The organism is Kitasatospora sp. NPDC096128 (assembly GCF_040303105.1).
Classification (GTDB): Bacteria; Actinomycetota; Actinomycetes; order Streptomycetales; family Streptomycetaceae; genus Kitasatospora.
The window spans coordinates 13,825-38,275 of sequence record NZ_JBEOSP010000063.1 but is presented as its reverse complement, the minus strand read 5'-3'; the positions used below and the strand labels follow the sequence as shown (position 1 = coordinate 38,275).

Annotated in this window: 20 protein-coding genes; 4 read left to right on the top strand and 16 right to left on the bottom strand. The window is 72.1% G+C overall.

Annotated elements, in window-relative coordinates; genetic code table 11:
* Positions 1–99: 99 nt before the first annotated feature.
* The 4 genes from ruvX to ABTY61_RS38330 are packed head-to-tail and all read right to left on the bottom strand — an operon-like array spanning position 100 to position 4,148.
* A complete protein-coding gene (ruvX, locus tag ABTY61_RS38345) occupies positions 100–579 on the bottom strand; it encodes a Holliday junction resolvase RuvX (protein ID WP_350509834.1) in 480 nt (159 codons plus the stop codon).
* Positions 579–3,248 (bottom strand): alanine--tRNA ligase, encoded by a 2,670-nt coding sequence (gene alaS, locus ABTY61_RS38340; RefSeq protein WP_350509833.1) that lies wholly within the window; start codon positions 3,246–3,248, stop codon positions 579–581. Before alaS ends, ruvX begins: the two co-directional genes overlap by 1 nt.
* Positions 3,248–3,664 carry a DUF6167 family protein gene (locus tag ABTY61_RS38335; RefSeq protein WP_350509832.1) on the bottom strand — a complete coding sequence of 139 codons (417 nt, stop codon included), beginning with the start codon at positions 3,662–3,664 and terminating at the stop codon, positions 3,248–3,250. The genes alaS and ABTY61_RS38335 overlap by 1 nt, the downstream gene beginning before the upstream one ends.
* A gap of 4 nt (positions 3,665–3,668) precedes the next feature.
* Positions 3,669–4,148, bottom strand: a complete 480-nt coding sequence (locus tag ABTY61_RS38330; RefSeq protein ID WP_350509831.1) for a DUF948 domain-containing protein — start codon at positions 4,146–4,148, stop codon at positions 3,669–3,671.
* A gap of 104 nt (positions 4,149–4,252) precedes the next feature.
* Here ABTY61_RS38330 and ABTY61_RS38325 point away from each other — a divergent pair, with 104 nt between their 5' ends.
* Together ABTY61_RS38325 and ABTY61_RS38320 are read left to right on the top strand one after the other, a co-directional pair.
* Complete coding sequence (locus ABTY61_RS38325; protein WP_350509830.1) at positions 4,253–6,586, top strand: ATP-binding protein; 2,334 nt, start codon at positions 4,253–4,255, stop codon at positions 6,584–6,586.
* Between the two features lie 48 nt (positions 6,587–6,634).
* Positions 6,635–6,952, top strand: coding sequence for a tetratricopeptide repeat protein (locus ABTY61_RS38320; protein WP_350509829.1), 318 nt, complete (start codon positions 6,635–6,637; stop codon positions 6,950–6,952).
* Between the two features lie 100 nt (positions 6,953–7,052).
* On the opposite strand, the gene rpsD is transcribed toward ABTY61_RS38320, so the two are convergent.
* The 7 genes from rpsD to ABTY61_RS38285 all read right to left on the bottom strand — a co-directional run bounded on the left by rpsD (position 7,053) and on the right by ABTY61_RS38285 (position 14,928).
* A complete protein-coding gene (gene rpsD / locus ABTY61_RS38315; RefSeq protein ID WP_030240707.1) occupies positions 7,053–7,667 on the bottom strand; it encodes a 30S ribosomal protein S4 in 615 nt (204 codons plus the stop codon).
* Positions 7,668–7,979: 312 nt separating this feature from the next.
* A complete protein-coding gene (locus tag ABTY61_RS38310; RefSeq protein ID WP_350509828.1) occupies positions 7,980–9,410 on the bottom strand; it encodes a replication-associated recombination protein A in 1,431 nt (476 codons plus the stop codon).
* A gap of 212 nt (positions 9,411–9,622) precedes the next feature.
* Complete coding sequence (gene ppk2 / locus ABTY61_RS38305) at positions 9,623–10,444, bottom strand: polyphosphate kinase 2 (RefSeq protein ID WP_350509827.1); 822 nt, start codon at positions 10,442–10,444, stop codon at positions 9,623–9,625.
* A gap of 90 nt (positions 10,445–10,534) precedes the next feature.
* Positions 10,535–11,062, bottom strand: a complete 528-nt coding sequence (locus tag ABTY61_RS38300; protein ID WP_350509826.1) for a GNAT family N-acetyltransferase — start codon at positions 11,060–11,062, stop codon at positions 10,535–10,537.
* 97 nt (positions 11,063–11,159) lie between these two features.
* Entirely contained in the window at positions 11,160–12,950 is a 1,791-nt protein-coding gene (gene aspS / locus ABTY61_RS38295; RefSeq protein ID WP_350509825.1) for an aspartate--tRNA ligase, read from the bottom strand.
* Positions 12,947–14,209 (bottom strand): histidine--tRNA ligase, encoded by a 1,263-nt coding sequence (hisS, locus tag ABTY61_RS38290; protein WP_350509824.1) that lies wholly within the window; start codon positions 14,207–14,209, stop codon positions 12,947–12,949. Before hisS ends, aspS begins: the two co-directional genes overlap by 4 nt.
* Positions 14,210–14,220: 11 nt before the next feature.
* Complete coding sequence (locus ABTY61_RS38285) at positions 14,221–14,928, bottom strand: MBL fold metallo-hydrolase (RefSeq protein ID WP_350509823.1); 708 nt, start codon at positions 14,926–14,928, stop codon at positions 14,221–14,223.
* A gap of 238 nt (positions 14,929–15,166) precedes the next feature.
* Between ABTY61_RS38285 and ABTY61_RS38280 the strand changes: the two genes are divergently transcribed.
* On the top strand, positions 15,167–16,012 hold the full coding sequence (locus ABTY61_RS38280) for a peptidylprolyl isomerase (RefSeq protein ID WP_350509822.1): 846 nt from the start codon (positions 15,167–15,169) through the stop codon (positions 16,010–16,012).
* Between the two features lie 263 nt (positions 16,013–16,275).
* The gene (locus ABTY61_RS38275; RefSeq protein WP_350509821.1) at positions 16,276–17,505 is read left to right on the top strand and encodes a DUF349 domain-containing protein; all 1,230 of its coding nucleotides are present in this window, start codon (positions 16,276–16,278) and stop codon (positions 17,503–17,505) included.
* Positions 17,506–17,592: 87 nt separating this feature from the next.
* Here ABTY61_RS38275 and ABTY61_RS38270 read toward each other — a convergent pair whose 3' ends face one another.
* From ABTY61_RS38270 to yajC, 5 genes are all read right to left on the bottom strand, one after another.
* On the bottom strand, positions 17,593–20,028 hold the full coding sequence (locus ABTY61_RS38270; protein ID WP_502895506.1) for a RelA/SpoT family protein: 2,436 nt from the start codon (positions 20,026–20,028) through the stop codon (positions 17,593–17,595).
* A gap of 178 nt (positions 20,029–20,206) precedes the next feature.
* Positions 20,207–20,758, bottom strand: a complete 552-nt coding sequence (locus ABTY61_RS38265; RefSeq protein WP_350509820.1) for an adenine phosphoribosyltransferase — start codon at positions 20,756–20,758, stop codon at positions 20,207–20,209.
* Between the two features lie 25 nt (positions 20,759–20,783).
* A complete protein-coding gene (gene secF, locus ABTY61_RS38260; protein ID WP_350509819.1) occupies positions 20,784–21,884 on the bottom strand; it encodes a protein translocase subunit SecF in 1,101 nt (366 codons plus the stop codon).
* Between the two features lie 4 nt (positions 21,885–21,888).
* Entirely contained in the window at positions 21,889–23,757 is a 1,869-nt protein-coding gene (gene secD, locus ABTY61_RS38255) for a protein translocase subunit SecD (RefSeq protein ID WP_502895504.1), read from the bottom strand.
* Between the two features lie 147 nt (positions 23,758–23,904).
* Positions 23,905–24,324, bottom strand: coding sequence for a preprotein translocase subunit YajC (gene yajC, locus ABTY61_RS38250; RefSeq protein ID WP_350509818.1), 420 nt, complete (start codon positions 24,322–24,324; stop codon positions 23,905–23,907).
* Positions 24,325–24,451: the final 127 nt, after the last annotated feature.

The following is a 24,451-nucleotide window of genomic DNA, read 5'->3' as shown; positions in this document are numbered from 1 at the left end:
TTCGGGTGTGGTCCATACCCTCATCCTACCCTATCCGGGGGGGGGGGGGCGGCGCCCGCCCCCCCCCCCACCCCTCTTCGGGACGTTAGATCAGGCCGGTCAGCCGACCGCCTCGACGCTCTCACCGGGCGGGCGTCCGCTCACCCGTTCGGACTCAAGGGCGGTCTGCAGGATCACCACCGCGGCGGCCTGGTCGACCACCGAGCGGCCCTTCTTCGCCTTGACCCCCGAGGCGCGCAGCCCCTGGGTCGCGGTGACGGTGGTCATCCGCTCGTCCACCAGCCGCACCGGCACCGGGTAGAGCCGGTTGGCCAGCCGCTTGGCGTACGCCCGGACCTTCTCCGCCGCCGGGCCCTCCTTGCCGCTGAGCGAACGGGGCAGCCCGACGACCACCTCGATCGCGTCGTACTCCTCGACGATCGCGGCGATCCTGGCCTGCGACTTCACCCCGGCCGGGACGGTCTCCACCGGCGTGGCGAGCACCCCGTCGGGGTCGCAGGACGCGACCCCGATCCGGGCGTCACCGACGTCGACGGCGATCCGCCGCCCACGGCGGAAGGGCCTCTCCTCCTGCTCCATCAGCTGGCGCGCTCCGCGACCAGGCCGCGCACCGCGGCGATGGCCTCGCCGACCGCGGCCGGGTTGGAGCCGCCGCCCTGGGCGACGTCGTCCTTGCCGCCACCGCCGCCGCCGAGGGTCTTGGCGGCGGTGCGGACCAGCTCGCCGGCCTTGATGCCGCGGCCGCGGGCGTCCTCGTTGGTGGCGATCACGGTCAGCGGGCGGTCGTTGGCCACGGTGAACGCGGCGACCACGGCCGGGCGGGCGCCCAGTCGGCCGCGCACGTCCAGGACCAGCTTGCGCAGCTCGTCCGCGCCCACGCCGTCGGCGACCTGCGCGGCGACCACGGCGATGCCGTGCACGTCCTCGGCCGAGTCGGCCAGGCCCGCCGCGGCGGCCAGCACCTTCTCGGCGCGGAAGCGCTCGATCTCCTTCTCGGCGTCCTTGAGCTTGCCGAGCATGCCCGAGATCTTCTCCGGCAGCTCCTCCGGGCGGCCCTTGACCAGCTCGGTCAGCTGGGCCACCACGGTGTGCTCGCGGGCCAGGAACTTGTACGCGTCGACGCCGACCAGCGCCTCGACGCGGCGCACGCCGGAGCCGATCGAGGACTCGCCGAGCAGCTTCACCAGGCCCAGCTGGGCGGTGTTGCCGACGTGGGTCCCACCGCACAGCTCCTTGGAGAAGTCGCCGATGGAGACGACCCGCACCTCGTCGCCGTACTTCTCGCCGAACATGGCGATGGCGCCGGCCTTGCGGGCCTGGTCCATCGTCATGACCTCGGCGGTGACCTCCAGCTCGCGGCCCAGCACGTCGTTGATCTTCTGCTCGACGTCCACCAGCACGCTGCCCGGAACGGCGGCGGGCGAGCCGAAGTCGAAGCGGAAGCGGCCCGGGGCGTTCTCGGAGCCGGCCTGGGCGGCCGTCGGGCCGAGCGCGTCGCGCAGCGCCTGGTGGGTCAGGTGGGTGGCCGAGTGGGCGCGGGCGATCGCCCGGCGGCGGTCGGTGTCGATCGTGGCGTACGCCGAAGCGCCGAGCACGACCTCGCCGAACAGCACGCCGCCCGAGTGCACGATGACGCCCGGGACGGGCTGCTGCACGTCGCGGATCTCGACGACCGCGCCGGACTCCAGCCGGATCCGGCCGTGGTCGGCGAGCTGGCCACCGCCCTCGGCGTAGAACGGGGTGCGGTCGAGGATCAGCTCGACCTCGTCGCCCTCGGAGGCGGCCGGCGACGGGACGCCGTCCACCAGCAGGCCGACGACGGTGGCCTCGCCCTCGGTCAGGCTGTAGCCGGTGAAGACGCTCGCGCCGGACTTGTCGGCGACCTCGCGGTACGCGGCGACGTCGGCGTGGCCCATCTTCTTCGCCTTGGCGTCCGCCTTGGCGCGGTCCCGCTGCTCCTGCATCAGACGGCGGAAGCCGGCCTCGTCGACCTGGAGGCCCTGCTCCTCGGCCATCTCCAGGGTGAGGTCGATCGGGAAGCCGTAGGTGTCGTGCAGCTTGAACGCCTGGTCGCCGGAGAGCACCACACCGCCGGACTGCTTGGTCTCGGTGACCGCGACGTCCAGCAGGTTGGTGCCGGCCTTCAGGGTCTGCAGGAAGGCCGCCTCCTCGCCGATGACGACCGTCTCGATGCGCTTGCGGTCGGTCTCCAGGTCGGGGTACTGCGGCGCCATCGCCTTGATCGCGACGTCGATGAGCTCCTTGGCCACCGGCTCGGTGGCGCCCAGCAGGCGCATGTTGCGGATGGCGCGGCGCAGGATGCGGCGCAGCACGTAGCCGCGGCCCTCGTTGCCGGGGGTGACGCCGTCGCCGACCAGCATCAGCGCGGTGCGGATGTGGTCGGTGACCACGCGCAGCGAGACGTCCGACTTGTGGTCGGCGCCGTAGGTGTGGCCGGTGAGCTCGGCGGCGCGGTCCAGGATCATCCGGCTGGTGTCGATCTCGAAGAGGTTGTCGACGTCCTGCAGGATGGCGGCGAGGCGCTCCAGGCCGAGGCCGGTGTCGATGTTCTTGCTCGGCAGGTCGCCGAGGATCTCGAAGCCGTCCTTGCCGTCGCCGTGGCCGCGCTCGTACTGCATGAAGACCAGGTTCCAGATCTCCAGGTAGCGCTCGCCGTTGACGGCCGGGCCGCCCTCCTCGCCGTACGCGGGGCCGCGGTCGTAGTTGATCTCCGAGCACGGGCCGCACGGGCCGGGGACGCCCATCGACCAGAAGTTGTCCTTCATGCCCAGGCGCTGGATGCGCTCCGAGGGCACGCCGATGACGTCACGCCAGATCTGCTCGGCCTCGTCGTCGTCCTTGTAGACGGTGATCCAGAGCTTCTCCTTCTCCAGGCCGTAGCCACCGTCCGCGACGGGAGTGGTGAGCAGCTCCCAGGCGAACTTGATGGCTCCTTCCTTGAAGTAGTCGCCGAAGGAGAAGTTGCCGCACATCTGGAAGAAGGAGCCGTGCCGGGTGGTCTTCCCGACCTCCTCGATGTCCAGGGTGCGCACGCACTTCTGGACGCTGGTGGCGCGCGAGAACTGCGGCTTGACCTCGCCCAGGAAGTAGGGCTTGAACGGCACCATGCCGGCGTTGACCAGCAGCAGGGTGGGGTCGTCGGCGACCAGGGACGCCGACGGAACGACGGTGTGGCCGCGCTCCTCGAAGAAGCGCAGCCAGCGGCGGCGGATCTCAGCCGACTCCATTAGTGGTCCTTCCGGTTCGTTCCGCCCCGCGGCAGGGCTCGGCGGGGCGTCTCTTCAATGGTCTGTGGGGTGGTACGGGCACTTCTGGCGGGAGGCAGGGCGGCGGCCGGGCGACCGGGCGCCGCCGAGATAGCTCGGTACTGCGGCTCCCCGCGCAGGACCCGGCGGGTGTTCCGGGGCTCCGCCACGGCGGTGCCGTGCAGTCCGAGGTCGTCCTTGAGCTGCTCCTCGCGCTCGGCCATGCCGGAGCGCACGTCCTGGGCGAACTGCTTGGCGAGGTCGCCCAGGTGCAGCGCACCGCGCGCGGCGGTGCCGGAGAGGCTGTCGGGGGTGAGCCGCTGCACGGCGTCGTTGGCCTTGTTCATGGCCCACACCGCGGCGCCGGCGCCGACGGCCATCCAGAAGATCCGTGCCATGCCGTCAGCTCCTCACCGCTCGCCGGACCCGGGAGAACAGGCCGCTCCGGGGCGCGGTCGCGGCGCGCACCTCGGCCCGGACCAGTCGCGCGAGCTCGTCGCGCTCGCCGGGCTGCAGCGGGCCGGTCGGCAGGGTCCCCTGCTGCTTGGCGACGGCCTTGCGGACGCCGTAGCTGAAGGCGGCGACCTTCACCAGCGGTCCGCCCAGCGTGGCGGCCACGGTGGAGGAGAGCGCGTTGGCGTTGGCGGCGGCGTCCTGCACGTTGGCGGTGATCTCGTCCACCCGCTCCAGCTGCTCGTTGGCGCTGCGCACCGCGGCGCCCGCGTCGGCCAGCAGGGGGACGGCCTGCTCGGTGACCGCGGAGACCAGGACGGTGGCCTCCTTCAACACCCGGGAGAGGCGGACCAGCACCACCGCGAGCAGGGTGACCAGGACCGCCCAGAACACGGCGACGAGCAATCCGGCCAGCTCTCCCACGGACACTTCTGCGCGCTCCTCGCCTTGCCGGTTACCAACCGAACCCTATCGCGCCCGGCCCGCGTTTCCGGACCGGGTCACGGCCGTGGCCTCGCCCGGGTGTGCGAACCGTGCGCGTAACCTACCGGCCGGTCACCTCGTTCTGCCAGGCGGGCCGTCGCCCGTACGGCCCGACGCACGTCCGGGCCGGCGCGGTCCGGGCCGGGAGCAACCGGGAGCAGCGCTTGGCCGGCGACTGGACAGCACAGCCCGCGGCGCGGCCGCGCGAGCCGGAACCGGGCCGGCTGCCGGCCGAGGTGACGGGCTTCGTCGGGCGGCAGCGGGAACTGACCGAGCTGGCGGGCCTGCTCGCCGGGGCCCGGCTGGTGACGGTGACCGGGCCCGGCGGGGTGGGCAAGAGCCGGCTCGCACTGCGCGCGGCGGCCCGGGCGGCCAGGGCCTTCCCGGACGGCACCTGGCTGGTGGACGTGGCCTCGGTGCAGGACCCGCTGCTGCTCGGCCACGCCGTGCTGGAGGCGCTGCGGCTGACCGACGGCACCGCCCGGCCGCCGCTGGACGTCCTGGGCGAGCACCTCGCGGGGCTGCGCCTGCTGCTGGTGCTGGACGGCTGCGAGCACCTGGTGGAGGCCTGCGCCGAGCTGACCGACGCGCTGCTGCGCGCGCTGCCCGGCCTGCGGGTGCTGGCCACCAGCCGCGCCGCGCTGCGGGCCTCGGGCGAGCACCTGCTGACGCTGGCACCGCTGCCGGTCGACCCGCCGCCGGACCGGCGGGCGGGTCCGGGCCCGCTGCCGGACGCGGTGCGGCTGTTCGCCGACCGGGCGCGGGCCGTGCTGCCGTCCTTCGAGGTGACCGAGGCGAACGCGGAGGCCGTCGGCCTGCTCTGCCGTCGGCTGGACGGCATCCCGCTGGCGGTGGAGCTGGCCGCCGGCCGGTTGCGGGCGCTGTCGGTGGAGCAGATCACCGCCCGGCTGGACGACCGCTTCCGGCTGCTCACCGGCGGCTCCCGGACGGCCCTGCCGAGGCACCAGACGCTGCGGACCACGATCGGCTGGAGCCATGAGCTGTGCACAGCGCAGGAACGTTTACTCTGGGCCCGCCTGTCGATCTTCGCCGGCAGTTTCGACCTGGAGGCCGCCGAGTACGTCTGCGCCGGCGAGGGCATCGAGCCCGAGGACGTGCTCGACCTGCTGGACGAACTCGTCGCCAAGTCCGTGGTGCTGCGCGAGGAGAGCGCCTTCGGCGTCCGCTTCCGCATGCTGGACACCCTGCGGGAGTACGGCGGCCACTGGCTGCGCGCCGCCGGCCGGGAGCAGCGGCTGCTGCGCCGGCACCGGGACTGGTACCTGGGCGTGGCCACCTGGGGCGAGGTGGAGTGGTTCGGCCCCCGGCAGGCCGAGACCGCCGAGCGCACCCGGCTCGCCCACACCAATCTGCGCGCCGCGCTGGAGTTCTGCCTCGCCGAGCCCGGCGAGGAGCAGATCGCGCTGCTGCTGGCCGCCACCCTCTGGTTCTACTGGGTCGGCTGCGGCCACCTCGGCGAGGGCCGGCACTGGCTGGACCGCGCGCTCGCCCTGGACCGCGAACCCACCGAGGCCCGGGCCAAGGCCCTGTGGGTGACCGGATACATGGCCACCCTCCAGGGCGACCTCGGCACCGCCCGCCCCGCGCTGGAGGAGTGCCGCCGCCAGGCCCTGGACACCGGCGACGACCGGGCCCTCGCCTACGCCGTCCACCGCCAGGGCTGCGTCGCCCTGATCGGCGACGACCCGGAACGCGCCGCCGAGCTGTTCGAGGAGGCGCTCTGGCACTACCGGACCATCGGCGAGCTCAACAGCAACGTGGTGATGGCCATGATCGAGCTGGGCCTCGCCTACCTGTTCCAGGCCGACCCGGACAGCGCCGAGCTCTGGTTCGGCCAGGCCCGCGAGGTGTGCGAGGAGCACGGCGAGCAGTGGGCGTACGCGTACGTGCTGTACGCGTCGGCGTACTCGCACTACCTGGACGGCGCCGTCCAGCCGGCCCGCGCGCTGGCCCGCGAGTGCGTCCGGCTGAACCACCGCTTCCACGACCTGCTCGGCATCGTGCTGGGGATCGACCTGCTGGCGCTCCTGGAGACCGAGCCGCCCGGGCCGGGCGAGCCGGCCGACCTGTGCGAGGCCCGGGTGCTGCAGGGCGCCGCGCACCGGATCTGGCGCGCGGTCGGCAACCCCTTCCTGGGCTCGCGCTCCTTCTTCGGCCCGCACCAGGAGTGCGCCGAACGGGCCCGGGCCGGGCTCACCGAGCAGCAGTACGAGGACTGCTACCGGGCCGGCGGGCGGCTGGACCTGGACGCCGCGGTGTGCCGGGCGCTCGGCGACGGGGGCGCGGCGGACGGCCCGGGGCACAGCCCCGGGCCCTGCCCGGTGCCGCCCGCACCGGCACCGTCGCCGGTGCGGAATAGCTGAAGCTTGCCGATTGCTTGAGGAGGCAAGGATCCACCCGGAAGGAGCACCATGGCCGTCCACGACGAGTACCGCCTCGCGAACTTCTACTTCGAGTCCAAGGCGTACACCGACGCCGCCCGCATGCTGGAGGGCGTGCTGGCCGAGGAGCCGGCCAACCTCTCCGTCCGGCTGCTGCTGGCCCGCAGCTACTTCCACTCCGCCCAGCTCGGCCGCGCCGAGGCCGAACTGCGCCGGATCCTCGACCTCGACCCGGCCGAGGACTACGCCCGGCTGCTCCTCGGCCGCACCCTGGAGCGCCAGGGCCGCGCCGCGGAGGCCCGCCCGCACCTGCGGCTGGCCGCCGCGATGGCGGGCGAGGAGCTGTGACCGGAGGGCCGACCGGCACCGGAAAAGGGGCGAGCCCCCGCCGCCTCGAAAGGCGACGGGGGCTCGCTCGTGGTTCCGCGAAGTGCGAACCGAGCGCGGGTCAGCGCGAGTAGTACTCGACGACCAGCTGCTCGTCACAGATCACCGGGACCTCCTTGCGCTGCGGCGCACGGTCCAGGCGGAAGGCCAGGGCCTTCAGGTTGACCTCGAGGTACTTCGGGGTCTGGCCCTCACCCGCGTAGCCACCCTCACGGGCGACCTGGAAGGGGACCTTCTCCTTGGAGCGCTCGCGGACGGTGACCACGAAGCCCGGCTTCATCTGGAACGACGGCTTGTTGACCTTGCCGCCGTTGACCTCGATGTGGCCGTGGACGACCATCTGGCGGGCCTGGTAGATGGTGCGGGCGATGCCCGAACGCAGGACCAGGGAGTCCAGACGGGTCTCCAGGTCGGCGACGAGCGCCTCACCGGTCTTGCCCTCGGCCTTCTTCGCGCGGTCGAACGCGCGCGCCATCTGCTTCTCGCTCAGGTCGTACTGGGCGCGCAGACGCTGCTTCTCGAGCAGACGGACCTTGTAGTCCGAGTTCTGCTTGCGACCACGGCCGTGCTGGCCGGGCGGGTACGGGCGGGCCTCGAAGTACTTGACGGACTTCGGGGTCAGCGGCACGCCGAGCGCACGCGCGATCTTGACCTTGGGACGCTTCTGGTTCGCCATGAACCAAACCTTCCTTGCTTACGAATACGGCTTTCACCAGGTGTTGACGGAGGTCGCATGTCGCGACCCGGAGAAAACCCCGACGCCTGCGCGAAGGGATCAGCCGCTCTCCGGAGCCGGGCACATGAAGTGCTGGTCACACGAAGGGCCCGGAAAACCGGGCCGTCCGCGACACCGAAACGGTGCGCGACGCTCCTGGTGCGGGCCTCCCGGAGGAGGCCTACGGCCGGTGTCCCGCTGGTGCGGCCGGTCGGTGGGGTCTCCCCCGCCGCCGTCCCGGGACATGGCACTCCGACTGAGTATACCGGTCGATCACGCGCCCTTTTCCCCGGGCGCCTCCCCGGCCTTCTTGTCCGCCTTCTCCGCCTTCTCCGCCCGCCTCTCGGCGCTCCTGCGCTCCCCCCGCAGCCGCCCGCGCGTCCACTCCACGGTGTCCGCGTACCGCACCTCGCCGCCGCGCCTGTTCGGCTGGTAGTACTCCCGGCCGTGCACCGAGTCCGGCGCGTACTGCTGGGCGGCGATGCCCTCCGGCAGGTCGTGCGGGTACTGGTAGCCCCTGCCGTGCCCGAGCTTGCCCGCGCCGCCGTAGTGGGCGTCCCGCAGGTGCGGCGGGACGGCCCCCGCCAGCCCCTGCCGGACGTCCGCCAGCGCCGCGTCGATCGCCAGGTAGGCCGAGTTGGACTTCGGTGCCAGGGCCAGCGCGATCGCCGCCTGGGAGAGGATGATCCGGGCCTCCGGGAAGCCGATCAGCGCCACCGCCTGGGCCGCCGCCACCGCCGTCTGCAACGCCGTCGGGTCGGCCAGTCCGACGTCCTCGCTGGCCGAGATCATCAGCCGCCGGGCGATGAACCGCGGGTCCTCCCCCGCCTCGATCATCCGCGCCAGGTAGTGCAGGGTGGCGTCCACGTCGCTGCCGCGGATCGACTTGATCAGCGCGCTCGCCACGTCGTAGTGCTGGTCGCCGTCCTTGTCGTAGCGCACCGCCGCCTGGTTCACGGCCGTCTCGGTGGTGGCCAGCGAGATGCTCTCCTCGCCCTTCTCCAGCGCCGCCCCGGCCGCCGCCTCCAGCGTGGTCAGGGCCCGCCGGGCGTCCCCGCCCGCCAGCCGCACCAGGTGGTCCTCGGCCTCCGCGGTCAGCTCCAGCGCGCCCTCCAGGCCACGCTCGTCGGCCACCGCCCGGCGCAGCAGGGCCCGGATGTCCTCGTCGGTCAGCGACTCCAGGGTGAGCAGCAGCGAGCGGGAGAGCAGCGGGGAGATCACCGAGAAGTACGGGTTCTCGGTGGTCGCCGCGATCAGGGTGACCCAGCGGTTCTCCACGGCGGGCAGCAGCGAGTCCTGCTGGGCCTTGGAGAAGCGGTGGATCTCGTCCAGGAACAGCACCGTCTCGCGGCCGGACATACCGACCGCCCGCCGGGCACCGTCGATCACCGCCCGGACCTCCTTGACCCCGGCGGTGATCGCGGACAGCTCGACGAAGCGGCCCTCCACGGCCTGGCTGATCACGTGCGCCAGGGTGGTCTTGCCGGTGCCGGGCGGCCCCCAGAGGATCACCGAACTGGTGGCGGCCGGCCCCCGGGAGCCCGCCACCAGCCGACGCAGCGGCGAGCCGGGCTTCAGCAGCTGCCGCTGCCCGGCCACCTCGTCCAGGGTGCGCGGGCGCATCCGTACGGCCAGCGGGGCCCGGCCGGGCTCCCTGGTCTGGAGTTCCTCGGCGGCGGCGGTGAAGAGGTCCGGTTCGTCCACACCGGAAGCCTAGTTGAGCCCGCCGACACCCCTACCGCCCCCGACACCCCCGACAGCCCCGCCTCCGCCGACGCGGGCCAGGCCCTCCGGGGTCGGGCCGATCCGGTCCGGATCACCGGTCGCGCAGACGGTACGGACGAACATGAGCGCCTCCCGCGGAGGCCCGGGCGCCGTGCGGGGCCGTTCGGTAGCAGCGCCCGGCCGGGGCCCGTCTACGCCAGCCCGGCAGCGTGGTCCGGAACGTACTTCTGCAGGTCGCGCGGGGGCCGCTGGTAGCCGCGCGGGGCCGGGCGGGGCGGCAGCTCGATCCGCGGCGGGACGACCTCGTGGTACGGCAGGGAGGAGAGCAGGTGGGCGATCATGTTGATCCGGGCCCGCCGCTTGTCGTCGCTCTCCACCACGTGCCAGGGCGACTGGGGGATGTCGGTGTAGACGAACATCTCGTCCTTGGCCCGCGAGTAGTCCTCCCAGTGCGTGATCGACTCCACGTCCATCGGAGAGAGCTTCCAGCGCTTCATCGGGTCCTCCAGCCGGTCCCGGAACCGCCGCTCCTGCTCGGTGTCGCTGACCGAGAACCAGTACTTGCGCAGCAGGATGCCCGCCTCGATCAGCATCTGCTCGAAGGTCGGGCACTGGTGCAGGAACTGCCAGTACTCCTCGTCGCTGCAGAAGCCCATCACCCGCTCGACCCCGGCCCGGTTGTACCAGCTGCGGTCGAACAGGACGATCTCCCCGGCCGCCGGCAGCTGTTCGACGTACCGCTGGAAGTACCACTGGGTCTTCTGCCGCTCGGTCGGGGTGGGCAGCGCCGCGACCCGGGCGATGCGCGGGTTCAGGTACTCCGTCACCCGCTTGATCGCCCCGCCCTTGCCGGCCGCGTCCCGCCCTTCGAAGACCACCACCAGGCGGGCGCCCTCGACCCGCACCCACTCCTGGAGCTTCACCAACTCCTGCTGCAGCCGCAGCAGTTCCCGCTCGTACGGCCTCTTCGCCAGCCGTTCCGGCTTCGCGGTCCGCCGCTGCTCCTCGGCCACTCCGGGGTCCTCCGTCCGACTGCCGCTGATGACCCTTCACCGTAGGCGCAGAACGGCGGCCCCGCAGGTCGGACGCGAGCAGCGGGTGGACTACACCTCGACGAAGGGCTCCGGGTAGCGGCACAGCCCGCGCGGGCCGCCGTCGTACGCGGTCAGCGGAAGCACCTGGAAGTAGGCCTCGGGCACCTCGAACGGGCCGGACACCTCGTGCCGCCCGGCCGGGATGAAGCCGAACCGTCCGTAGTAGTCCGGATCGCCGAGCACGACCACCAGCTTCTCCCCCGCTTCCTCGGCGGCCGACAGCGCCGCCCGGACGACGAGCTCCCCGACGCCCCGGCGCTGCCACTCCGGCGCCACCGCGACCGGTGCGAGCGCCAGCGCGTCGCCGTCCCCGCCGCCGTCGCCGCCGTCGCCGACCCGCAGCCGGGTCAGCAGGGCGTGCCCGATCACCAGCCCGGTGTCGTCCACCGCGACCACCGACAGCCCGGGCAGCCAGGCCGGGTCGCGGCGCAGCGCGTCCACCAGGTCCGCCTCGTCCGGCCCGGGGAACGCGGCCATGTGCACGCGCCTGGTCGCCGGGGCGTCCTGCGGACATTCGACTCTCGTGGTGACCTGCATCAGTCAACCCTCCCTGTGTCGCACGACGTTGTGGACCGGCCCCGGACGGTGGGTGGACCGTCCGGGGCCGTTGCAGGTTAGCGCGCGTGACGAGGTGTCAGCTCTTGGGCTGCGCCTCGGACTTGGCGTCCTCGCGGACCTTCGGCTGGGCGTCCACGCCGGCCTCGCGGCGCTGCGCCGGGGTGATCGGCGTCGGGGCGCCGGTCAGCGGGTCACCGCCGGTGGACGTCTTCGGGAAGGCGATGACGTCGCGGATGGTGTCGTAGCCGCCGAGCAGCGTGACGATCCGGTCGAGGCCGAAGGCGACACCGCCGTGCGGCGGCGGGCCGTAGTTGAAGGCGTCCAGCAGGAAGCCGAACTGCGAGGCCGCCTCCTCCTCGGAGAGGCCGATCGCGTCGAACGCCCGCTTCTGCACGTCCCGCTGGTGGATACGGATCGAGCCGCCGCCCAGCTCCGAGCCGTTGAGGACCAGGTCGTAGGCGTTGGACAGGGCCGAGCCCGGGTCGGTGTCGAAAGTGGCCAGCGACTCCGCGGTCGGGGCGGTGAACGGGTGGTGCACCGCGTGCCAGCCCTGGAACTGGCCCTTGTCGTCCTCGATCGGCTCGAACATCGGGAAGTCGACGACCCAGAGGAAGGCCCACTGGGACTCGTCGATCAGCTCGCAGCGGCGGCCGATCTCCAGACGGGCGGCGCCGAGCAGCTCCTGCGAGGGGCGCTCCTTGCCGGCCGCGAAGAAGACCGCGTCGCCGTTCTTGGCGCCGGCCGCGGCGGCGAGGCCGGCCAGGTGCTCCGCGGAGAGGTTCTTGGCGACCGGGCCGCGCAGCTCGCCGGTCTCGGCGTCGATCAGCACGTAGGCCAGGCCCTTGGCGCCGCGCGCCTTGGCCCAGTCCTGCCAGGCGTCCAGCTGCTTGCGCGGCTGCGAGGCGCCGCCCGGCATGACCACGGCGCCGACGTACGGGGCCTGGAAGACGCGGAACTCGGTGCCCTTGAAGTACTCGGTGAGGTCGGTGAGTTCCTGGCCGAAGCGGACGTCCGGCTTGTCCGAGCCGTAGCGGCCCATGGCGTCCGCGTAGGTCATCCGCGGCAGCGGGTCGGGGATCTCGTAGCCGTGGACCTCGCGCCAGATGGAGCCGACGATCTTCTCGCCGAGGGCCAGGATGTCCTCCTGGTCGACGAAGGAGGCCTCGATGTCCAGCTGGGTGAACTCGGGCTGGCGGTCGGCGCGGAAGTCCTCGTCGCGGAAGCAGCGGGCGATCTGGTAGTAGCGCTCCATGCCGGCCACCATCAGCAGCTGCTTGAACAGCTGGGGCGACTGCGGCAGGGCGTACCAGTGGCCGGGCTGCAGGCGGACCGGGACGAGGAAGTCGCGGGCGCCCTCGGGGGTGGAGCGGGTGAGGTACGGGGTCTCGATGTCGAGGAAGTCGTTCTCCTCCATCACCCGGCGGATGATGTTGTTGACCTTCGAGCGCAGCCGCAGGCCCTTGGCCGGGCCCTCGCGGCGCAGGTCCAGGTAGCGGTAGCGCAGCCGGACCTCCTCGTTGACCGTGCCCGGCTCGTACTCGGCGACCGGGAACGGCAGCGGGGCGGCCTCCGAGAGGACCTCGATGCCGCTCACGACGACCTCGACCGCGCCGGTCGGGATGTCCGGGTTCTCGTTCCCCTCGGGGCGGACCCGGACGTCGCCGACGACCTTGACGCAGTACTCGGCGCGCAGGCCGTGCACCGAGTCCAGGTCGCGCACCACGATCTGCACGGTGCCGGAGGCGTCGCGCAGGTCGATGAAGGCGACGCCGCCGTGGTCGCGGCGGCGGGCGACCCAGCCGGCCAGGGTGACGGTGGTGTCTGCGTGCTCCGGGCGGAGCGTGCCCGCGTCGTGCGTGCGGATCACAGCTGCTTCTCCTTCAGGGTGGTGACGAGTGCGTCGAGGGCGACGGGGGTCTGCTCGCCGGTGCTCATGTCCTTGAGCTGGACGACGCCCTCGGCGAGGTCCCGGTCACCGGCGATCAGGGCGAAGCGGGCGCCGGACCGGTCGGCGGACTTCATGGCGTTCTTGATGCTCTTGACACCGAAGGCGAGGTCGGTGGCCACGCCGGCCCGGCGCAGCTCGATCACCTTGGCGAACAGCAGGTTCTTGGCCTCCTCGCCGAGCGCGACGGCGTAGACGGAGGTCGCGGGCGGCAGGTCGAGGACGACGCCCTCGGCCTCCAGCGCCAGGTACGTGCGGTCCACACCGAGCGCCCAGCCGACGGACGGCAGCGCCGGGCCGCCGATCATCTCGGACAGGCCGTCGTAGCGGCCGCCGCCGCCGATCGCGGACTGGGCGCCGAGGCCGTTGTGCACGAACTCGAAGGTGGTGCGGGTGTAGTAGTCCAGGCCGCGGACCAGCTTCGGGTCGTCGACGAAGGCGACGCCGGCGGCGGTGAGCAGCTCGCGCACCTTCTCGTCGTACGCCTTGCACTCCTCGCACAGGAAGTCGCGCAGCATCGGGGCGCCGACCAGCTGCTCCTGCACCGACTCGCGCTTGTCGTCCAGGACGCGCAGCGGGTTGATCTCGGCGCGGCGGCGGGTCTCCTCGTCCAGGTCCAGGCCGGAGAGGAACTCGATCAGGGCGGCCCGGTAGACCGGGCGGCACTGCTTGTCGCCGAGGCTGTTGAGCAGCAGCGAGTAGCTGCTCAGGCCCAGCGCACGGAACGCGTCGTCGGCCAGGATGATCAGCTCGGCGTCCAGCGCCGGGTCCTCGGCGCCGATCGCCTCCGCGCCGACCTGGGAGAACTGGCGGTAGCGGCCCTTCTGGGCGCGCTCGTAGCGGTAGTACGAGCCGGAGTACCAGAGCTTGACCGGCAGGTTGCCCTGCTTGTGCAGGTTGGCCTGGAGCGCGGCGCGCAGCACCGAGGCGGTGCCCTCGGGGCGCAGCGCGAGCTCGTCGCCGCCCTTGGTGGTGAGGGTGTACATCTCCTTGGAGACGATGTCGGTGGACTCGCCGACGCCGCGGGAGAACAGCTTCACGTCCTCGAAGACCGGGGTCTCGACGTAGCCGTAACCGGCCCGGCGGGCGGGCGCGGCGATGCGCTCGCGGATCGCCAGGAAGGTCGCGGAGCTGGGGGGCAGCAGGTCGTAGGTGCCCTTGGGGGCGGTGAAGGTGCTCAACTTCTCTTCCGTCACATTCCTCGTCGCGGGAAGGCCGGGGCGCCCGGCGCCCCCGCTGCCTCTCGGAGGTAGGGGTTGGTGGCGCGCTCGCGGCCGATGGTGGTCTGACCGCCGTGGCCGGAGAGGACCACGGTGGAGTCGTCGAGGGGCAGGCACACCCGGGCCAGCGAGCGCATGATCGCCTCGCTGTCCCCGCCCGGGAGGTCGGTACGCCCGATGGAGCCGGCGAACAGCAGGTCGCCCGAGAACAGCACCGGGGGGAGGTCCTCGGCACCGGGCGTCCGGAAGGTCACCGACCCCCCGGTATGGCCCGGGGCGTGGTCCACGGTGAGCCGCAGGCCGGCCAGTTCCAGCACGCTGCCGTCGGTGAGTTCGCGCACGTCGTCCGGCTCGCCGACGGTGAGCTCGCCCATCAGCTGGGTGCCCAGGGAGCGGCCGAGCGCCTTCTCCGGGTCGGACATCATGTACCGGTCCTCGGGGTGGATCCAGGCCGGGACGCCGCGGGCGCCGCAGACCGGGACCACCGAGGCGACGTGGTCGATGTGGCCGTGGGTGAGCAGGACGGCGACGGGCTTGAGCCGGTGCTCACGGATGAGCTCCTCGACGCCCTGCGCGGCCTGGTGCCCGGGATCGACGATGACGCACTCCTCGCCCGCCGCCGGCGCGACCAGGTAGCAGTTGGTGCCCCAGGCTCCAGCGGGGAATCCGGCGATGAACACGCGCGTCCTTCGGGTGTGTGCGGCGGTGAGCTGCGATGGCTACCAGTAGTGATGACGTAAGGGAAGCCTACCGGCGGTCCGGGCCCGGTTGCGAACCAGATAGCCGATGGCGGGCCGGGGCCATGACAGGTTCACCGCGTCCTTACGGGCCCGGTCCCTACACTTGGCCGCCGATGGGTGCGATGATCCGCTCCGTAACCCATCCACTTTTCCCGCACATGCTCAGGAGACACGGCCGGTGGTCAGCAGCGAACAGCGGCGGCGGCAGCTCGCCCGCGAGAAGTACGAGCGCCAGATGCAGCGCCGGGCCGAGGCGGCGTCCGCCCGCAAGCGCCGCAACACGATCCTGGGCGCCGCGCTCGCCGTGGTGGTGCTGGCCGGCGGCGGTGGGCTGTTCGCCGGCGGCGCGTTCAGCTCGGACGACAAGGACAAGAGCAGCTCGGCCGCCTCCACCCCGCAGGCCGCGCCGAGCCAGGGCGACCCGACCAAGGCCGACCCGGCCGCCGCCCCGACCCGCAAGCCGGTCGAGGGCTGCGCCGCCCCGGCGCCGGGCTCGCCCAACGGCAAGCAGTTCAAGGCCGAGCCGGCCATGTCCGTCGACCAGGGCGCCTCGTACACCATGGCGCTGGACACCAACTGCGGCAAGGTCACCGTTGCGCTGGACGCGGCCAAGGCCCCGCACACCGTGAACTCGTTCAACTTCCTGGCCGGCGAGCAGTACTTCGACCACACCAAGTGCCACCGGCTCACCACCGACGGCATCTTCGTGCTCCAGTGCGGCGACCCGACCGCCAAGGGATCGGGCGGCCCCGGCTACCAGTTCGCGGACGAGAACCTGACCGGCGCGACCTACCCGGCGGGCACCGTGGCGATGGCCAACGCCGGCCCGGGCACCAACGGCAGCCAGTTCTTCCTGGTCTACAAGGACACCCAGCTGCCGCCGAACTACACCCCCTTCGGCAAGATCACCGGCGGCCTGGACGTGGTCCAGAAGATCGCCGCCGCGGGCACCCTGGAGGGCGCCGGCGACGGCCACCCGATGGCCGACGTCACCCTCAACTCGGTTACCGTGTCGAAGGGTTGACCGGCCCCGGGGTCGGGCAGCGGGCGCCGGACGCGCCCGCCGCCCGGCCCCGGACCGAAATCGCCCGGCCCGGATGCGGACAGCACCGGTCCTGGTCGCCTATGTTGGCGTTGTATAGGGTGCCCGGACCCGCCTAGCCGTCACCCTCGGCAGCAAGGCACGGCGGACGGGGACGGCGGACTCATCGGTCCGCCGCACATCAACTGTGGACGACGATCGCGCGCCGCCCCGGCGCGGGCGCGACGTCATGTGGAGGACGCGCTATGAGCAGCGACCCGTGGGGCCGTGTGGACGAGCAGGGCACGGTGTACGTCAGGACGGCGGACGGCGAACGCGTCGTGGGTTCCTGGCAGGCCGGCTCGCCCGAGGAGGCCCTCGCCTACTTCGAGCGCAAGTACCAGGGCATCGAGGTGGAGATCGGCCTGCTGGAGAAGCGGGTGCGCACCACCGACCTGGCCGCCAAGGACGCCCTGACCGCGCTGGAGCACCTCCGCGCCCAGGTGACCGAGGGGCACGCGGTGGGCGACCTGGACGCGCTGGCCAAGCGGCTGGACACGCTCACCGGTGAGATCGAGAGCCGGCGGGAGGAGCGCAAGGCGGCCCGCGCCAAGGCCCAGGACGAGACCCGCACGGCCAAGGAGGCACTGGTCTCCGAGGCCGAGCAGCTCGCCGAGTCCACCCAGTGGCGGGAGGCCGGGGACCGGCTGCGCGCCCTGGTGGACACCTGGAAGGGCCTGCCGCGGCTGGACCGCAAGAGCGACGACGAGCTGTGGCACCGCTTCTCGCACGCCCGCTCGGTCTTCTCCAAGCACCGCAAGGCGCACTTCGCCACCCTGGACGCCGAGCGCGAGCAGGCCCGGCAGACCAAGGAGGCGCTGGTCGCCGAGGCCGAGGCGCTGTCCTCGTCCACCGACTGGGGCACCACCGCGGCCACCTACCGCGACCTGATGGCGCGCTGGAAGTCCGCCGGCCGGGCGCAGCGGGACGTCGAGGACGAGCTGTGGGCGCGGTTCCGCGGCGCGCAGGACGTCTTCTTCCAGGCCCGTTCCGCGGTGTTCAGCGAGCGGGACGCCGAGCAGGTGGAGAACCAGAAGCTCAAGGAGGCGCTGGCCACCGAGGCCGAGGCGATCCTGCCGATCACCGACCTCAAGGCCGCCAAGGCCGCGCTGCGCGAGGTCAACGAGCGCTGGGAGGCCATCGGCCACGTGCCGCGCGACGTCCGTCCGAAGCTGGACGGCCGGCTGAACGCGGTCGAGCGGGCGATCCGCGAGGCCGAGGACGCCGAGTGGAAGCGCTCCAACCCGGAGGCCAAGGCCCGCGCGGCCGGCATGGTGGGCCTGTTCGAGGCGAAGGCCGACAAGCTCCGGGCCGACCTGGACAAGGCCCGCTCGGCGGGCAACGCCGGCAAGGTCGCCAAGCTGGAGGCCGAGCTCTCCGGTGTGGAGACCCTGCTGGAGCAGGCGCACAAGAGCCAGGAGGAGTTCAGCGGCTGATACCGGCTCGCTGAGGCCACTGAGCCCGCTGACGAGGAAGGCCCCCGCGGAACTTGGGTTCCCGGGGGCCTTCCTCGTGCGCCGGGGCTACTTGCGGGCCGAGGTGACCCGGTAGACGTCGTACACGCCCTCGACGCCGCGGACCGCCTTGAGCACGTGGCCCAGGTGCTTCGGGTCGCCCATCTCGAAGGTGAAGCGGCTCATCGCCACCCGGTCCCGGGAGGTCTGGACCGCCGCCGACAGGATGTTGACGTGCTGGTCGGAGAGCACCCGGGTGACGTCCGAGAGCAGCCGGGAGCGGTCCAGCGCCTCGACCTGGATGGCCACCAGGAAGACCGAGGACTGGGTGGCCGCCCACTCGACGTCGATCATCCGCTCGGGCTGCTGGCTCAGCGCCTCGACGTTGACGCAGTCGGCGCGGTGCACCGAGACGCCGTTGCCGCGGGTGACGAAGCCGACGATCGGATCGCCCGGCACCGGGGTACAGCAGCGGGACAGCTTGACCCAGACGTCCTCGACACCCTTGACGATCACGCCCGGATCGCCCTTGGCCCGGCGGCGCACGGCCCGCCGGTTGTCGTGGGTCGGGGTGGCCGTCTCGGCCAGGTCCTCGGTGGCACCCTCCTCGCCGCCGAGCGCCTGGACCAGCTTCTGGACGATGTTCTGCGCGGCGACGTGCCCCTCGCCGATGGCGGCGTAGAGCGAGGAGATGTCGGGGTAGCGCATCTCGTGGGCCAGGGTGACCAGCGAGTCCCCGGTCAGGATCCGCTGGATCGGCAGGCCCTGCTTGCGCATCGCCCGGACGATCGCCTCCTTGCCGTGCTCGATCGCCTCCTCGCGGCGCTCCTTGGAGAACCAGGCGCGGATCTTGTTGCGGGCGCGCGGGGACTTGACGAAGCCGAGCCAGTCCCGGGAGGGGCCGGCGTTCTCCGCCTTGGAGGTGAACACCTCGACGGCGTCGCCGTTCTCCAGGGTCGACTCCAGCGGCACCAGGCGGCCGTTGACCCTGGCCCCTATGGTCCGGTAGCCGACCTCGGTGTGCACCGCGAAGGCGAAGTCGACCGGGGTGGCGCCGGCCGGGAGGGCTATCACGTCGCCCTTGGGGGTGAAGACGAAGACCTCGTTGCTGGCCAGGTCGAAGCGCAGCGACTCCAGGAACTCGCCCGGGTCGGCGGTCTCCTTCTGCCAGTCCAGCAGCTGCCGCAGCCAGGCCATCTCGTTGACGGCGCCGGCCTTGTCCTCCTTGCGGACCTGGGTCGGGGTGTCGGTGCGGACCTTGGAGGCCCCGGCGACGGCGCGCTGCTTGTACTTCCAGTGCGCGGCGATGCCGTACTCGGCCCGCCGGTGCATGTCGAAGGTGCGGATCTGGAGTTCGACGGGCTTGCCGCCGGGACCGATCACCGTGGTGTGCAGCGACTGGTACATGTTGAACTTGGGCATCGCGATGTAGTCCTTGAACCGCCCCGGCACCGGGTTCCACCGCGCGTGGATGGTGCCCAGCGCCGCGTAGCAGTCGCGGACGGTGTCGACCAGGACCCGGATGCCCACCAGGTCGTAGATCTCGGCGAAGTCCCGGCCCCGGACGATCATCTTCTGGTAGACCGAGTAGTAGTGCTTCGGCCGGCCGGTGACGGAGGCGGTGATCCGGGCGCCGCGCAGGTCCGCCTGGACCTGGTCGATGACGGTCGCCAGGTACTCGTCCCGCTTGGGGGCGCGCTCGGCGACCAGCCGGACGATCTCGTCGTACATCTTGGGGTAGAGGATCGCGAAGGCGAGGTCCTCCAGCTCCCACTTGATGGTGTTCATGCCCAGCCGGTGCGCCAGCGGGGCGTAGATCTCCAGCGTCTCGCGGGCCTTCTTCTCCTGTTTCTCCCGCTTGAGGTAGCGCATCGTGCGCATGTTGTGCAGGCGGTCGGCGAGCTTGATCACCAGGACCCGGGGGTCCTTGGCCATCGCCACGACCATCTTGCGGACGGTCTCGGCCTGCGCGGCCTCGCCGAACTTGACCCGGTCCAGCTTGGTGACGCCGTCGACCAGCAGGGCCACCGAGTCGCCGAAGTCCTTGCGCAGGGTCTCCAGGCCGTAGTCGGTGTCCTCGACGGTGTCGTGCAGCAGCCCGGCCATCAGGGTCGGGGCGTCCATGCCGAGCTCGGCCAGGATGGTCGCCACCGCCAGCGGGTGGGTGATGTACGGGTCGCCGCTCTTGCGCTTCTGCCCGCGGTGCCACTTCTCCGCGACGGCGTAGGCGCGCTCGATGTCGCGCAGCAGCGCCGGGTCGGCCTTGGGGTCGTTCGCCCGGATCGAGCGGAACAGCGGCTCCAGGACGGGGTTGAGCACGCTGGAGCGCTGGCCGCCGAGGCGGGCCAGCCTGGCGCGCATGCCGCCTCCGGTGCCGGAGCCTCGGCCGAGCGGGGCCAGCTGGCGCGAGGAGGCCGGCGTGGGGCGTGCCGGGGTGGCCCCCGAGGGCGTGGGGCGGTTCTCGGGGGCGGCCGCTGCGGCCGTGGGCACAACCTCGTCGGGCAAGGACACTCCTCGGGGGCACCGGGGCCGACCCCTGCCGAGGCCCGTGCGGTCCGGACGCAACCGGGAGGGGATGAATCTTCATGGTACCGAGCCGGGCGGCCCGGTGTTCATCCGGCCGGGCCCGGAAACGGAAGGGCGGCGGTCGGATGATCCGACCGCCGCCCTTCCGTCATGCCCTTCAGACCGTGACCAGCGTCTCCAGCGGAGCGCCGCCCAGGTGCCCGGCCAGCCGCTCGCGGCCGTCCAGGAAGCCCAGCTCCATCAGCACCACCACGCCCGCCAGCTCGGCGCCGGCCTCCTTCACGAGGTCCAGCGAGGCACCGATGGTGCCACCGGTGGCCAGCACGTCGTCCACCACCAGCACCCGCTCACCGGGCGCGAAGGCGTCGCACTGGACCTCCAGCGTCGCCGAGCCGTACTCCAGCTCGTACGAGCGCCGGAACACCTCGCCGGGCAGCTTGCCGGCCTTGCGGATCGGCACGAAGCCCAGCCCGGCCGCGAAGGCCGCCGGGGCCGCCAGCACGAAACCGCGCGCCTCCAGGCCCACCACCTTGGTCGCCCCGAGCGCCAGCGCCCGGTCCGCCAGCGCCCTGGTGAGGGCGCCGAAGGCCTCGGCGTCGGCGAGCAGCGGCGCGATGTCCTTGAACAGCACACCCGGCTTCGGGTAGTCCGGGACGTCCCGGATCCGGCTGTCCAGCAGCTCGGCCAGTGCGGTGTCGGCGGTGGTCATGGTGGTGTCGTCCTCAGGATCGGGTTCAGCGCTTGGTCGACGGCCGACCCTTGGCACGCGTGGTGCCGGCCGACCGGCCGCGCTGACCGACCATACCCGCAGGCTGGTCGTCCTCCGCGCCCTCGTCCGTCGCCACCGCGTCGCCGGCCTCCGCCTTGGCGGCTGCGGCGGCCCGGTGCTGCAGGACGCGCTTGCGCAGCGCCTTCATCTCCGGCTGCTCCTCCTTGAGCTGCGCCAGCAGCGGGGTGGCGACGCAGATCGAGGAGTAGGCACCGGCCGCTAGGCCGATGAACAGCGCGAGCGAGATGTCGTTCAGGGTGCCGGCGCCCAGGAGGCCGCCACCGATGAACAGCAGCGCGGCGACCGGCAGCAGCGCCACCACGGTGGTGTTGAGGGAACGCACCAGGGTCTGGTTGAGGCCCGCGTTCGCCGCCTCGCTGTAGGTGAGCTTGTTCTGCTTGGTGATCCCCTTGGCGTTCTCCTTCACGGTGTCGAAGACGACGACCGTGTCGTAGAGCGAGTACCCGAGGATCGTCAGGAAGCCGATCACCGTACCGGGGGTGACCTCGAAGCCCACCAGGGCGTAGACGCCGATGGTGATCAGGAGGTCGTGGATCAGGGCGACCAGGGCGGCCACCGCCATCCGCCACTCGAAGGCGATCGCCAGGTAGACCGTCACCAGGACCATGAAGACGACCAGGCCGGTGAGTGCCTTGTTGGAGATCTGCTTGCCCCAGCTGGGGCCGATCACCTGGGCCTCGACGGTGTCCAGCGGCACATTGAGCTTCTGCGAGAGCTGGCTGCGGATCTCGTCCGAGCTCTTCGTCTCGTCGGTGCTGACCTGGATGCGGATCTTGTTGCTGTCCGTCGACTGCACCAGCGGGTGCGAGGAGACGATCCCGTCAGCGGTGTCCTGCGCCTGCGAGACCGTCAGGCCCGGCTTGGTCACGGTGTAGACCGAGCCGCCCTTGAACTCGATGCCCAGGTGCAGACCCATCGCCAGGCCGATCGCCGCGACCAGCACGATGACGCCGGAGATGGAGTACCAGAGCTTGCGGCGCCCGACGAAGTCGAAGCTGACCTCGCCCTGGTAGAGCCGGTGACCCAGATTGGAGAAGCGCGACACGGTGTCAGGCCTCCTTCACGGCGGCAGAGGAGGGGCTACGGCGACGGGTGCTGCGCAGCGGCGGGCGGGCGCCCAGCCGCTTCGGGTCCAGACCGGACCACGGGTGGCCGTCGGAGAAGAACTTCCGCCGGGCCAGCAGCGTGATCAGCGGCTTGGTGAAGAGGAAGATCACCACGACGTCCAGCGCGGTGGTCAGACCGAGGGTGAACGCGAAGCCCTGGACCTTGCCGACCGAGACCACGTAGAGCACCGCGGCACAGAGGAAGGAGACGAAGTCCGAGACCAGGATGGTGCGCCGGGCGCGCGGCCAGGCCCGCTGGACGGCCGGGCGCAGCAGGGCGCCCTCGCGGACCTCGTCGCGGATGCGCTCGAAGTACACGATGAAGGAGTCCGCGGTGATGCCGATCGCGACGATCGCACCGCAGACCGCCGGCAGGTTCAGCGCGAAGCCGATCCCGCCGCCGAGCAGGCTCATGATCGAGTAGGTCAGGGCCGCCGAGACGAGCAGACCGGCGATCGAGACCAGGCCGAGGCCGCGGTAGTAGACCAGCGAGTAGGCGACCACCAGCAGCATGCCGATCGCGCCGGCGACGAGGCCCGCCTTGAGCTGGTCGCTGCCGAGCGCCGGGGAGACGGTGGTGATGTCGCCCTTCTGGAACTCCAGCGGCAGGGCGCCGAAGCTCAGCACGTTGGAGAGGTCCTGCGCCTCGGGCTGGCTGAACTGGCCGGTGATCACGGCGCTGCCGCCGGGGATCGCGCTCTTGACCTCGGGGTGCGAGACGACCTGGTTGTCCAGCACGATCGCGAACTGGTTGTTCGGCGGGGCCTGGGTGGAGAGCGCGCCGGTGACCTTGGTGAAGGCGTCGGTGCCGGTGCCGTTGAACTGCAGCTGGACCTGCCAGCCGCCACCGGACTGGAGGTCGAGGGAGGGCTGGGCCTTGGAGACGTCCGAGCCCTTCACCGCGACCGGGCCGAGGGCCAGCTTCTCGTAGTAGCCGCCCTTACCGGGCTTCTGCGAGCAGGCGACGACGGCCTTGTCCTCGGCGCCGGTCTGGGTCGAGCGGGCCTCCGGCTTGGTGCAGTCGAGGGCGGCGAACGCGGCGGAAAGCTCCGGCGGCACGGTGCCCTGGGTCATCGCCGCGGTCAGGTCGGCGGCGCTCGGCGGGGTGGCCTGGGCGCTCGGCGCGCCGGAGGCGGCCGGGGCGGCCGAGCCGGTGGCAGAGGCGGACGGAGCGGTGGTCACGCCCGTGGCGGCGGCGCTCGGGGTGGAGCCGTCGGCGGCCAGCGCCTCACCGACGGAGCGGCCCTGCTTGGTGGCGCTCGCGCTGCCGGAGGGGGTGGCCGCGTGGCTCGCGGAGGAGCTCGCGCCGGCCGAGGCGGTGGCACCGGCCGAGGGGGACGCGCTGCCCGAGGGGGCGGCACTCGGGCTACCGGTGGCGCCGGCCGACGGGGTGCCGGTGGGCGCGGGCGGGGTGAAGCCGCTCGGCGCGACCGCCAGGACCGGACGGAAGTACAGCTTGGCGGTGGTACCGACCTGCTCCGCCGCGTTCTGCTTGTCGCCGCCCTTGGGGATGTTCACGATGATCGTGTCCGAGCCCTGGGTCTGGACCTCAGCCTCGGAGACACCCATCCCGTTGACGCGGCGCTCGATGATCCCGACGGCGATGTCCATGCTCGCCTTGTTGATCGCCTTGGGATCCGTCGACTTCGCGGTCAGCGTGATGCTGGTGCCGCCGGCGAGGTCGATACCGAGCCGGGGCTTGGTGTTGCCCGTCCCGAACATGAGGGCGACCAGTCCGACGGTGACGACCAGGATGAGGGCCAGCGCCCGCCCTGGGTAGCCGTCGCGCGGGCGCGACTTGGGTGTTGCCACCTTGCTCGTTTCTCCCTGTCCATGCCACTTCGCCGACCGGACCCCCGTCCGGCTCGTGGCGGGACGGGGGCATGGCGGGTCTGCGGCCCTGAGGTCCTGTGGGCTCGCGGCACGGTGCCGCGCGGCCGGGCGGGTTACCCGGCCGTACTACTTGCTCGCGGGAGCCCCGCCCTCGACATCCCCCTTGACATCGCCCTTCTCGGCGCTGTCCTTGGTGAGCGTCAGCGGCTTGTCCTCGACCGGCGCGGCGTCGGCGTCCTCGGCCTCCGGCTCGGACAGCTCGTCGTCGGCGGGGCGACCGTTGATGATCGCGTCGTACTCCTGGGGGTCCAGGACGGCCGCGATGGCGCTCTTGGTGAAGTGGGTGACCACGCCGGGAGCGATCTCCAGCTCGACGGTCTCGTCATTGACCGCCTTCACCTGGGCGTACAGGCCGCCGATGGTGCGCACTCCCGCCCCGGGCTCCAGCGAGGTCTGCATGCTCTGCTGCTGCTGCTGGCGCTTCTTCTGCGACCGGAACATGAGCACGATCGCGATGATCGGGAGGAGAAGGATGATGAGGTTCACTGCAGCCAGGGTCCTTTACGGGCCGCCGGCCGGCGGCCTGTGTGGTATGGGTCGGCCCGTCAGGTGAGAGGGGCGGTCCGGCGGAGTCTAGGCGACCCCGAACTGATCGGACAACGCCAAGCATCGC